The following is an 11482-nucleotide window of genomic DNA, read 5'->3' as shown; positions in this document are numbered from 1 at the left end:
CCGCGACGGGCCAGGCTACGACCAGCCGTGCGGACGCACCAGCCCTACCACCACGCCCTCGATGGTCAAAGGCTCGCCCGGCTCGACAAGGATGTCGGCCACCTCTGGGTGGGCCGCCTGCAGCCGCCAACCCTGCCCGTGGCGCTGCAGCCGCTTGACCGTGACGTCGTCGCCCAAGCGCGCCACAACGATCTGGCCCGGCCGCGCCTGCGGCGTGGCCTGCACCGCCACCAGATCGCCATCGTGGATACCGGCGTCGCGCATCGACCAACCGCGCACGCGCAGCAGGTAGTCGGGCCGGCGGGCAAACCAGCGCGCATCGGCCGGGTACACCGCCTCGACGTGCTCCTGCGCCAAGATCGGCGAACCCGCCGCCACGCGCCCCACCAGCGGCAGTTGCAGCACATCCTGCGCCGGGGCGTGCGCCAACTGGATGCCCCGCGCGCTGCCGTCGCGCAACGCCAGCACGCCCTTGCGTTGCAGCGCGCGCAAGTGCGCTTGGGCCGCGTTGGGCGAGCGAAACCCAAACGCCTGCGCGATTTCGGCGCGCGTCGGCGGCGCGCCGTGCGCCTGCACACAGCGCTCGATAAAGTCCAACACCTCGCGCTGGCGCGCCGTCAAGCCATCGGCGCGACCATCCAAGGCGTGCCCGCCGTGGCGGGCGCGGTGTTCGGCTGCCATGGCGGCACTTTAGCAGCCCTTAGCCCGGTGGGTCATCCCCCGGTGGGCGGCGCCGACGCGCCTGACGCTGGGCTTGGCGCTGCGCCTCGGCCGCGCGCGCGGCGGCCATCCAGGCTTCGAACGCCGGGGGCGTCTCGAGCGTGATGCGGCCCAGCGCCCCGCTGCGCAGGTCGGCCAGCACCGCCTCGCCGGCTTTGTGGCCGTCGATGCGTCCGCCGGGCAGCAGTGCGCCGCGCTTGCGCCCGATGGCGGCCAGCAGCTCGTGCGCCGGCAGCGCCGCCACCACGTCTTCGCTCGTGCCGAGCCGGTAGCGCTGCACCAGTTGGGTCAGGTAGGCCTGTTGCAGGTAGCGCAACAGCTCCAGCGCCACCGCCTCCTCATCGTAGGCATTGCGCCCGATGGCGCCGCTGGCGGCCAGCCGCCAGCCCGACTCCGGCGCCACAATTTTGGGCCACAGCAAACCCGGGGTGTCGTACAGGTAGACATCATCGGCCAGCGTCACGCGTTGCTCGTGGCGGGTCACCCCTGGCTCGTCGGCGGCGCGCGCCACGCGGCGCCCCAGCAGCGTGTTGAGCAGCGTGGACTTGCCGACGTTGGGTATGCCTGCGATCAGCACCCGCAATGGCTTGGCCATGCCGCCCCGCTGCGGCGCCAAACGGCGGCATTCGGCCACCAGCAAGCGCGCCAGCCCCGGCTGCTGCGCCTGCAGCGCCAGCGCGCGCGTGCCGGGCTGCGCGCCGTAGTGCGCCAACCACTCGGCGGTGCGCGCCGGGTCGGCCAAATCCTCTTTGTTGAGCACCTTGAGCGTCGGTTTGGCGCCGATGATCTGCGCCAACAGTGGGTTGGCGCTGGAGCCGGGCAAGCGTGCATCGAGCAGCTCGATCACCACGTCGGTGGTGGAGAGCCGCTCGGCCAGCGCCTTGCGCGTGGCGTGCATGTGCCCGGGAAACCATTGAACCGCCATCGCCGTGCCCCAGGCTCAAGCGTGCGTCTGCAGCCAGTGCTGCAGCTCGGCCACCGAATGGACCACCGCCAGCGGCGCGTGCGCGGCCAGCTCGTCGTGGGCGTGCGCCCCGTAATTGACGGCCAACGCGGCGCACCCCGCGTTGCGCGCCAGCAGCAGGTCGTGCGTGGTGTCGCCAATCATCAACGTGCGCTCGGGTGGTGTGTCCAACGCATCCATCAGTTCCAGCAGCATTTGCGGGTGGGGCTTGCTGGCGGTTTCGTCGGCGGTGCGGGTGGCGTCGAACAGCCCATGCAGCGCCACCGACTGCAGCGCCGCATCCAACCCGCGGCGGCTTTTGCCGGTGGCCACACCCAAGCGGTGCCCGCGCGCGCGCAAGGCGTGCAGCAGCGGCAGCACACCGTCGAACAGCGTGACCTCGTGCTGGCGTGCAAACCAATGGTACTGGTAGCGCCGCACCAGCTCGGCGTGGCGCTGCGGTGGCACGTCGGGGGCGGCGTGCGCCAACGCCTGCTGCAGCCCCATGCCGATCACCCACGCCGCGCGCTCGCGCGGCGGCTCACGTCCACCCACGTCACGCACCGCGGCCTGGATGCACTGCACGATCAGCGCCGTCGAATCGAACAGCGTACCATCCCAGTCGAAGACGATCAGATCAAAACGACGCGCCGAACAAAGGGGTGCAACATCGACCATGGGTGTTGGCAAAGACAAAAAAGGCGCATGGCGCGCCTTCAGGCGGCTGGCCCGGGGGGCCAGCCATGCACGCACAGCGGACGGTACGTCAGCGCGCGATGCGGTATTGTTCCAGATCGCCGCCGGCGGCCAGGATCTGGCGCACCCATTCCGGCTTGCGACCGGGGCCACCCGACCAGGTTTCGCCGTTGGGACCGCGGTATTTGGGTTCGCCCTTGGTGCGGCTGGCGCGACGACGGCCGCGTGCACCGCTGGCCAATTCTTCCGCTGTGATGCCGTATTCGGCCATTTTGGCGCGCAGCTCGGCGATCACGCCAGCGCGCTCTTGCTGGCGCATCTCTTCGGCCTGACGCAACAGGGCTTCGGCTTGGGCTTTGAGTTCGGCGTACGTAGGCATATTCGACGTTCCTGTTTGCTGATGTTGTAAAAATCGATTTTGCCATGCTTGACATGCGTGGCGCGCGTATTCTAAACAAAAAACCGCGCCACGTCACCCCAACGCAGCAATTCCGGCGGCAGCGGCGCCGTCAACGGCAATAACCGATCTTCGACCGGATGGCGAATCTGCAACTGCCACGCATGCAAAAACATGCGCTGCAAACCACAGCGCGCCAGCGACCGGTTCCAGGCAAAATCGCCGTATTTGTCATCGCCTGCGATCGGGTGGCCGGCGTGCGCCAGATGGACGCGTATCTGGTGCGTGCGCCCGGTTTTGATCGTGACGGCCAGCAGCGTCATCGGTCCGATCGAGGCGCCATCCGCCGGCGGCTGCACCGGCCCGAACACCCGCACCAACGACAGCGCAGGCTGCGCCTGCGGGTCGTCGGCCGTCGTCACCCGCACCCGGCGCTCGCCGTCCGGCAGCAGGTATTTGTGCAGCGGCGCATCGATCACCTTGCGCACCGCCGGCCACACGCCGCGCACCAGCGCGAGGTAGGTTTTGCCCGTGCTGCGGGCCCGGAACTGGTCCTGCAACGCCTTGAGGGCGCTGCGCTTTTTGGCCACCAGCAGCACGCCGCTGGTTTCGCGGTCGAGCCGGTGCACCAGCTCCAGCAACGGCGCCTGAGGCCGCGCACGCCGCAACTGCTCGATCACCCCAAACGACACCCCGCTGCCGCCATGCACCGCCACGCCGGCCGGCTTGTCAATGGCCAGCAGCCACGCGTCTTCGTACAGCACGGCAAATTCGCGCGGCGGCGCGGTCGGGGCGGGCGGCTGCTGCGGCAGGCGCAACGGCGGCACCCGAACCACGTCACCGGCGCTCAGGCGCGTGTCGGCGTGCGCACGGGCTTTGTTGACCCGCACCTCGCCGCTGCGGATGATGCGGTAGATCAGGGACTTGGGCGCTCCTTTGAGTTCGCGCAACAAATAGTTGTCCAGGCGCTGGCCGGCCGACTCGGCGTCGACCGTCCAGTGGCGCACGGTGGCGGCTTGGTTCATGCGTGGCGGCTCGGGTCGGCAGGGGCAAGGGGGCACGCGCGGCCTGGCTTCGCCGCCCACCCACTTGCCCCGTATAATGTGATGGCCTGATCGGGCGCCCTTGGGCGCGCCTACAGCGTTGGGGCTGCGAGTGTAAGCCACGCTGCCGCCCTCATCGAGCCCGACCCAGGCAAAGCGCGCCGAATGTTCGCCCGCGCGCAAGAGCCCACAGGGTAGCGCTGGCCCGTTGTACCGCGCTGCGTGGGGCTTGTGCGGCGGCGAATGAACCGATGCCTTTTGCAGCGAACCCGTACGGAATACCCCCAACGTGCAGCCTGCGGTCCACCAGGCTGCACGCGGACACCAGTGACCCACGTGACGAGTGCCCCGTGATCGACTACGGCCCGTCCCCAACGCTCACCGTGCTCCACGCGCCCACGCCGTGGCACGTCTGCTGCGCCCTGCCCCGCCGTCGGCGGGGCATCGCCTGACGCTGCGCCCAACGGCTCTCCGGCAATTCCCAGTCGTTCGCTCGATCGGCCCCCGGTTCGCGGCTGACCCGGCGCCCTGATGCAGGGCGCGTTTGTCATCGTGATCGAGAAACGGACGACACCATGAAACGCATGTTGATCAACGCCACGCAGGCCGAAGAGCGCCGCCTGGCGATCGTGGACGGCCAAAAGCTGCTGGACTACGAGGTCGAAATCGAAGGCCGCGAGCAGCGCAAAGGCAACATCTACAAAGCGGTGGTGACGCGCGTCGAGCCGTCGCTGGAAGCGTGTTTCGTCGACTACGGCGAAGACCGCCACGGCTTTTTGCCGTTCAAGGAAATCTCCAAGCAGTATTTCCAGGGCAACGTGCCGCCGTCGCAGGCACGCATCCAGGACGTCATCAAGGAAGGCCAGGAACTGCTGGTGCAGGTGGAAAAGGAAGAGCGCGGCAACAAAGGCGCGGCGCTGACCACCTTCATCAGCCTGGCGGGGCGCTACGTGGTGTTGATGCCCAACAACCCGCGCGGCGGAGGGGTCAGCCGCCGCATCGAAGGCGAAGACCGCGCCGAACTCAAGGCCACGCTGGACAAACTCGAATACCCCAGTGGCATGAGCATCATCGCGCGCACCGCGGGCATTGGGCGCGAGGCCGCCGAGCTGCAGTGGGACCTCAATTACCTGCTCAAGCTCTGGAACGCCATCGAGGGCGCGGCCAAGGCGCTGTCCAAGCCGGAGCTGATCTACCAGGAATCGACGCTGGTCATCCGCGCGATCCGCGACTATTTCAACAGCGACATCGGCGAAATCCTCATCGACACCGACGACATTTACGAGCAGGCGCGCGGCTTCATGTCGCACGTGATGCCCGAGTACGTCAACCGCGTCAAGCGCTACCGTGACAACGCGCCGCTGTTTTCGCGCTTCCAAATCGAGCACCAGATCGAGACCGCCTACAGCCGTACGGTGACGCTGCCGTCGGGCGGGGCCATCGTCATCGACCAAACCGAGGCGCTGGTGGCCATCGACGTCAACTCGGCGCGCGCGATCAAGGGCGGCGACATCGAGGAGACCGCGCTGCGCACCAACCTGGAGGCGGCCGACGAAGTGGCGCGTCAGGCCCGCCTGCGCGACCTGGGGGGCCTGATCGTCATCGACTTCATCGACATGGAAGACAGCAAAAACCGTCGTGAAGTCGAAAACCGCCTGCGCGAAGCGCTCAAGCAGGATCGCGCGCGCGTGCAGTTCGCCCCGATCAGCAAGTTCGGCCTGTTGGAGATGAGCCGCCAACGCCTGCGCCCGACGCTGTCCGAGGGCGCCTCGATTCCGTGCCCGCGCTGCGGCGGTTCGGGCCACATCCGCGACACCGAATCCTCGGCACTGCAAATCCTGCGCGTCATTCAGGAAGAATCGCTCAAGGACAACACCGCCGCGGTGCTGGTGCAGGTGCCGGTGGACGTGGCCAGCTTCCTGCTCAACGAAAAGCGGGTCGAAATCACCAAAATCGAGCTCAAGCAACGCATCAGCGTGCTGCTGGTGCCCAACAAGTCGCTGGAGACGCCCAACTACAAACTCGAGCGGCTCAAGCACGACGACCCGCGGCTGGACAACCTGGACGCCAGCTACAAGCTGGTCGACATCGTCGAGGACGTGGCGCTGGTGACGCGCCGCAGCCAGGAGCGCACCAACCGCCAAGAGCCGATCATCAAGGGCGTGCTGCCCGACACGCCGGCCCCAGTGGCCACGCCGAAGCCGCAGCCAGCGCCCACGGCGCCCGTGGCCCCCGCCCCGGTCACGGTGGCCGCGCCGACCCCAATCGCCGCCGCGGCCCAGACCGACAAGGGCTTTTTTGCCTGGTTGCGCCGCCTGTTCGGCCTGCAACTGCCGCCGGCGACCGCCCAGCCGACGCCGACCGCCACCCCGACCACGCCCAACGCCGCCGCGGGCGCTGCGGCCACCAGCGCCACAGCCGCAGGTGCGGACGAGCGCCGTGGCCGCAACCGCCGTGGTGGGCGCAACGGCGACCGACCGCCGCGCCCGGAAGCTGAACGCAGCGCGACCTCGGGCCCCGGGCGTGACGGGGCGGGCGCACGGCCCGAACGCGCGCCGCGCGCGCAAGCTGCGTCCACCGAAGCAGCGGACACTGGGCGCACGACGCCACCGTCGGCCCCTGCCGAAGCCAGCGGTGATGCCGCGGCCCGGCGCGAGCGCCCAGCGCGCCCCAGCCGATCTGAGCGCGCAGCGCCCACACCCCCTGCCGCTGCCAGCCCGGTCACCGCCGGCGAAAGCGACGGCTCGGTGGCCTCCCCCAGCGGTGACGGCACGCCTTCCGCCGACGCGGCGCAAACCACACGCAGCCGCGAACACCGTCGGCGCGGGCGTCGCGGTCGGGGGGTGGACGGCCAGGCGGCGGCTGACGACGTTGCCACCTCGGTGGGGCAAAGCCCCCCGCCGGAGGACGCCGCACCGTCCGAGGCATCCAGCACGCCTGCGACCGAGGCGGCGCCTACCCCTGAGACCTCGGCCGCGGGCGGCGAAGACGCACCGCGCCAACGCCGCAGCCGGGAACGCTACGGCCGCCAGCGCGAGCGCCGCGACACCACAGGCGCCGAGGCTACCCAGGCCACCGCGGCGCCTGGCAGCGAGGACCAGCACGAAGGTGGCAGCGAGCCGCTGGCCAACCCCGTGCCGCGGCGGTCGTACTTCGCCCCGGCGGCGCAGGCGACCGAACCCACGGCACCCGCGCAAGCGCAGCCGGTGGCTGCGCCTGCCGAGGCCAGCCCGTCGGCCGAGGCCGAGGAGGCCCCGCCCTCCGCGTCCACGGCGGTGGCCATCGAGGCTGCGGCTGACACCACCGCAGGTGGTGCGGCACCGGTGCCTGAAACTACGCCCGTCCCGCAAGCCGCGGCACAGCCGCCCGCTGTGGCGCCGACCGAGCCGGGCTCGGCCGCACCGGCCAGCCGCTACACGCTGCCGCTGGACGAGCTGGCGCGCTTGGCCGCCGAAGCCGGCCTGCAGTGGGTGCAATCCGACCCCGAGCGGGTAGCCGCGGCGCAGGCTGCGATCGCGGCTGAGCCGCCGCCGGTGCGCGTGCCGCGCGAACGTCCACCGGCGCCCGCGCTGGACGAAGGCCCGCTGGTGCTGGTGGAAACCCAACGTGACTTGCGCACGATGCGCTTCCCATTCGACACCCAGGCCTGAGCGTCCCGCCGCGCCCGCGCGCGGTGTTTGTTGTTGATGCACGTCAACACCGCGCCGGCACCGTCCGGCCTAAGCTACGCGAACCATGAGCACCACCGACAACACCTTTCCCGACGTGCCGCCGCTTGAGTGGAGCGCGCAGCTGGCCACCGGCGACGCCCGCATGGACGCCACGCACGAGGAATTTGTGCAGCTGCTGGCCGCGTTGCGCGCCCTGCCGCCCGAAGCGCAACTCGAGCCGTACCGTGCGCTGATCGCCCACACCGAAGAGCACTTTGCGCGCGAAGAGCGCTGGATGGTCGCGGTGGGCTTTGCCGCCGACAACTGCCATGCGCGCCACCACGCCGAAATCCTGGACATGATGCGCAAGGTCGAGCAGCACCACCTGCAGGGTGACACCGACATCATCGGCCGCATGGCCGCTGCGCTGGCCGAGTGGTTTCCGATACACGCCCAAACGATGGACGCCGGGCTGGCGCTGCATATGCGGCAGGTGGGGTTCGATTCCAACACCGAAACACTGGCCGACCCCAGCCGTGTGCGGCCGGCCACGATGAGCGGCTGCGGCAGCGTGCACTGCAGCTGAGCCCGGCAGCTGCCCGGCCCGCGCTGCGGCAGCCGCGGCGCTTTTTCACAACCGCCGGTCACGTTTTCAACAGCGCACCGCGCCGCGCGGCGCTACGATGAGCGCCCCAACGCATGAGGAGGCCACCTGCGTCATGACCGTCATCACCTGCATCGAAGACCTGCGCCGGCTGGCGCAGCGGCGTGTGCCGCGCATGTTTTACGACTACGCCGACAGCGGCGCCTGGACTGAGAGCACCTACCGCGCCAACGAACAGGACTTTCAGCCGATCCGGCTGCGCCAGCGCGTGGCCGTGCCGATGGAGCCGCGCAGCACCCGAACGACGATGGTCGGCCAGCCGATGGCGATGCCGGTGGCGCTGGCCCCCACGGGCCTGACCGGCATGCAGCATGCCGACGGCGAGATTCTGGCCGCGCGCGCGGCGCGCGCCTTTGGGGTGCCGTTCACGCTGTCGACGATGAGCATTTGCTCGATCGAGGACGTGGCCGAACACGCCGGGCGGGGCTTTTGGTTCCAGCTGTACGTGATGCGCGACCGCGACTTCGTGGCGCGGCTGATCGACCGTGCCAAAGCCGCCGGCTGCGGCGCGCTGGTGCTGACGCTGGACCTGCAAATCCTCGGGCAGCGCCACAAGGACCTGAAAAACGGCCTGTCCGCGCCACCCAAGCCGACGCTGGCCAACCTGATCAACCTGGCCACCAAGCCGCGCTGGTGCTGGAACATGCTGCGCACGCCGCGGCGCCAGTTCGGCAACATCGTCGGTCACGTCAAAGGCGTCGACGACATGAGCAGCCTTTCGGCCTGGACGCAGCAGCAGTTCGACCCGACGCTCAACTGGCGCGATGTCGAATGGATCAAAAACCGCTGGGGTGGCAAGCTGATCCTCAAAGGTATCATGGACCCGATCGACGCCCGCCTGGCGGTGCAAAGCGGGGCCGACGCCATTGTCGTCAGCAACCACGGCGGCCGCCAGTTGGACGGCGCGGAGTCGGCCATCCGCGCGCTGCCGCGCATCGTCGACGCGGTGGGCGGCCAGATCGAAATCCACATGGACAGCGGCATCCGCAGCGGCCAGGACGTGCTGAAGGCACGCGCGCTGGGCGCGCGCGGCACCTACATCGGGCGCGCGTTCCTGTATGGGCTGGGCGCGCTGGGCGAGGCCGGCGTGACCAAGGCGCTGCAGATCATTCACCGCGAGCTCGAGCTGACGATGGCCTTCACCGGCCACACCGACATCGAAACGGTGGACCGCTCGGTGCTGGTCGAAGGTACCTACCCCACCGCCTGAACGACGAAGGCACCCGCTCTGGGGCGCCTTATGGCACGGTGGCGAAGACGCCACGGCGCGGGCCGTGGCGCACCGGCGGTCACAGTGCGACGCCGGGGTTGTTCTCCATGCCAATCAGCTTGGGCTGGTTGAGCTTCATGCGCCCAATGACCTTCTTGTCGCGCAGGTATTTGCCCACCACGTCCCAAATCGGCTCGGCGGTGCCCTGCACCCCCTCTTGCACCGACGCCCAGCCGGCCACCTTGTACTTTTTGTCGGCGTCCATCGGCTTGCCGCGGATCATCAGGTTCTGGATGCGCTTGCCCATCGGCGCGGCCGGGTCGATCGTGTACTCGATGCCACCGACACGCACCATGTCCCCGCCCTGCTGGTAGTACGGGTCGGGGTTGAACAGGTTGTCGGCGATATCTTCCATGATCTCCTTGATCTGCGCGCCGGTGAACTCGTTGAGCGTCGTCGTCGGGTAGGTGATGGCCATCTGGTCCATCATGCGCTCGTAGGTGATGACGTCGCCCGGCAACAGGCTGGTGCCCCAGCGCACCCCCGGCGAGAACGCCGCGTCGGCGCCCTTGACCTCCATCAGCGCCTCGCAGATGAGCTGGTCCCAGGTACCGTTGAAGTTGCCGCGACGGTACAGCACGCCTTCGGTGACGGCCAGCTTTTCTTCCAGCTTGGCCTTGTACGGCGCGCGCACCTTGTCGATGTAGGCGGCCATTTCGGCGTCGGCCGGCAGCAGGTTGGCGAACACCGGCAGCAGGCGGTATTGGTAGCCCTGCACCTTGCCGCCGCGCACGTCGAAGTCCAGCACGCCCAAAAACTTGCCGTTGGAGCCGGCGTTGGTCACGAGGGTTTGCCCGCCGCCGTTCTTGACGATGACCGGCGCCGGCATGCCGTCGTGCGTGTGCCCGCCCAGGATGGCGTCGATGCCGCGCACACGCGAGGCCATCTTGATGTCGACGTCCATGCCGTTGTGCGACAACACCACGACCACTTGCGCCCCCTTGGCACGGACCTCGTCGACCATTTTCTGCATGTGGTCGTCGCGGATGCCAAAGGTCCAGTCCGGCACCATGTAGCGCGGGTTGGCGATCGGCGTGTACGGGAACGCCTGCCCGATGACGGCCACCGGCACGCCGTTTTGTTCTTTGATGACGTAGGGCTCGAAGACGAGCTCCTCGAAGTCGGCCGTCTTGACGTTGTGGGCGACGAAGTCGATGTGCCCTTTGAAGTCCTTTTCGACGATTTCCTTGACGCGCTGAGCCCCGAAGGTGAACTCCCAGTGCGGGGTCATGATGTTGACGCCCAAGAGCTTGCAGGCATCCACCATGTCTTGCGCGTTGGTCCACAGCGACGTGGCCGAGCCCTGCCAGGTGTCGCCGCCGTCGCACAGCAGCGCGTGCGGCCGGCTGGCCTTGAGCATCTTGACCAGCGTGCGCAGGTGTGCAAAGCCGCCCACTTTGCCGTAGGTCTTGGCGGCGCGCTCGAAGTTCAGGTAGGTGAACGCATGCGCCGCCGCGGTGCCGGGCTTGATGTTGAAATACTTGAGCAGGTGCTCACCCACGATGTGGGGCGCGCGCCCAAACGCATCACCCAGGCCGATGTTGACGTTGGGTTCGCGGAAGTAAATTGGCATCAGCTGCGCGTGGCAGTCGGTGAAGTGCAAAAAGCTCACGTTGCCGAACTTGGGCACGTGGTACAGGCGCTCACCCGCGCCGGGTTTGGCCGCCAGCGCATCTTCCGACGCGATGGCCATGCCCGACGCGCTGGCCACGGCCAGCACCTGCAAAAACTCTCGACGGCTAAAACTCATGGGTTGCGACTCCTGGATCGTGCGGCGCCCCACGGTGGGCCGCGCCGCTTCAACACAAAGGGGCCAGTGCGCCACCTCGAGATGGTGCTGTCTGACCCCTGAAGAAGGGCTGCCTGCGCCGCCGCGGTGCGGGCGGGCACGGTGCGCAGCCCTTGACGTGTCACCGCGCCGCCGTCAGGCGATGGTGGCTTCGTCGGTGCGGGACTCGCCCTTGTTGTCGGCCCACTTGATCACCACCTTGTCGCCCTTGGCCCCACCCCTGAACTTGAAGCTCAAAAACGGGTTTTGCGACACCGCCCCACTCCACTGCGCCTTGAGCACTTCCTTGCCATTGTGCGTGGCCACCACG

General features: G+C 68.7%; 10 protein-coding genes. 3 read left to right on the top strand and 7 right to left on the bottom strand.

Annotated features, from left to right (window positions below):
• Positions 1-15 precede the first annotated feature (15 nt).
• The 5 genes from lexA to Taqua_RS00840 form a co-directional block, all read right to left on the bottom strand.
• Entirely contained in the window at positions 16-681 is a 666-nt protein-coding gene (gene lexA, locus Taqua_RS00860) for a transcriptional repressor LexA (protein WP_144324169.1), read from the bottom strand.
• A 19-nt stretch (positions 682-700) separates the two neighbouring features.
• Entirely contained in the window at positions 701-1645 is a 945-nt protein-coding gene (gene ylqF, locus Taqua_RS00855; RefSeq protein ID WP_144324168.1) for a ribosome biogenesis GTPase YlqF, read from the bottom strand.
• A gap of 15 nt (positions 1646-1660) precedes the next feature.
• The gene (locus tag Taqua_RS00850; RefSeq protein WP_144324167.1) at positions 1661-2341 is read right to left on the bottom strand and encodes an HAD family hydrolase; all 681 of its coding nucleotides are present in this window, start codon (positions 2339-2341) and stop codon (positions 1661-1663) included.
• Positions 2342-2429: 88 nt separating this feature from the next.
• Positions 2430-2738 (bottom strand): H-NS histone family protein, encoded by a 309-nt coding sequence (locus Taqua_RS00845; protein ID WP_144324166.1) that lies wholly within the window; start codon positions 2736-2738, stop codon positions 2430-2432.
• 71 nt (positions 2739-2809) lie between these two features.
• On the bottom strand, positions 2810-3781 hold the full coding sequence (locus Taqua_RS00840; protein WP_144324165.1) for an RluA family pseudouridine synthase: 972 nt from the start codon (positions 3779-3781) through the stop codon (positions 2810-2812).
• 593 nt (positions 3782-4374) lie between these two features.
• Here Taqua_RS00840 and Taqua_RS00835 point away from each other — a divergent pair.
• The 3 genes from Taqua_RS00835 (at position 4375) to Taqua_RS00825 (ending at position 9323) form a co-directional block, all read left to right on the top strand.
• A complete protein-coding gene (locus tag Taqua_RS00835; RefSeq protein ID WP_144324164.1) occupies positions 4375-7449 on the top strand; it encodes an Rne/Rng family ribonuclease in 3075 nt (1024 codons plus the stop codon).
• Between the two features lie 85 nt (positions 7450-7534).
• Entirely contained in the window at positions 7535-8035 is a 501-nt protein-coding gene (locus Taqua_RS00830; protein WP_144324163.1) for a hemerythrin domain-containing protein, read from the top strand.
• Between the two features lie 133 nt (positions 8036-8168).
• Positions 8169-9323 (top strand): alpha-hydroxy acid oxidase, encoded by a 1155-nt coding sequence (locus tag Taqua_RS00825; RefSeq protein ID WP_144324162.1) that lies wholly within the window; start codon positions 8169-8171, stop codon positions 9321-9323.
• 79 nt (positions 9324-9402) lie between these two features.
• On the opposite strand, the gene soxB is transcribed toward Taqua_RS00825, so the two are convergent.
• Positions 9403-11133, bottom strand: coding sequence for a thiosulfohydrolase SoxB (gene soxB / locus Taqua_RS00820; protein ID WP_144324161.1), 1731 nt, complete (start codon positions 11131-11133; stop codon positions 9403-9405).
• Positions 11134-11307: 174 nt separating this feature from the next.
• Positions 11308-11482, bottom strand: a 175-nt coding sequence (locus Taqua_RS00815) for a thiosulfate oxidation carrier complex protein SoxZ (protein WP_185969525.1), incomplete at its 5' end; no start/stop codon positions are given.

Source organism: Tepidimonas aquatica (assembly GCF_007556585.1).
GTDB classification, from domain to species: Bacteria; Pseudomonadota; Gammaproteobacteria; order Burkholderiales; family Burkholderiaceae_C; genus Tepidimonas; species Tepidimonas aquatica.
This window is presented reverse-complemented; position numbering and strand designations above follow the sequence as displayed.

Coding starts and splice junctions, on each gene's coding strand:
- ylqF (WP_144324168.1), bottom strand. CDS start 1,645: ATGGCGGTTCAATGGTTTCCCGGGCACATGCACGCCACGCGCAAGGCG.
- lexA (WP_144324169.1), bottom strand. CDS start 681: ATGGCAGCCGAACACCGCGCCCGCCACGGCGGGCACGCCTTGGATGGT.
- soxB (WP_144324161.1), bottom strand. CDS start 11,133: ATGAGTTTTAGCCGTCGAGAGTTTTTGCAGGTGCTGGCCGTGGCCAGC.
- Taqua_RS00840 (WP_144324165.1), bottom strand. CDS start 3,781: ATGAACCAAGCCGCCACCGTGCGCCACTGGACGGTCGACGCCGAGTCG.
- Taqua_RS00825 (WP_144324162.1), top strand. CDS start 8,169: ATGACCGTCATCACCTGCATCGAAGACCTGCGCCGGCTGGCGCAGCGG.
- Taqua_RS00850 (WP_144324167.1), bottom strand. CDS start 2,341: ATGGTCGATGTTGCACCCCTTTGTTCGGCGCGTCGTTTTGATCTGATC.
- Taqua_RS00845 (WP_144324166.1), bottom strand. CDS start 2,738: ATGCCTACGTACGCCGAACTCAAAGCCCAAGCCGAAGCCCTGTTGCGT.
- Taqua_RS00830 (WP_144324163.1), top strand. CDS start 7,535: ATGAGCACCACCGACAACACCTTTCCCGACGTGCCGCCGCTTGAGTGG.
- Taqua_RS00835 (WP_144324164.1), top strand. CDS start 4,375: ATGAAACGCATGTTGATCAACGCCACGCAGGCCGAAGAGCGCCGCCTG.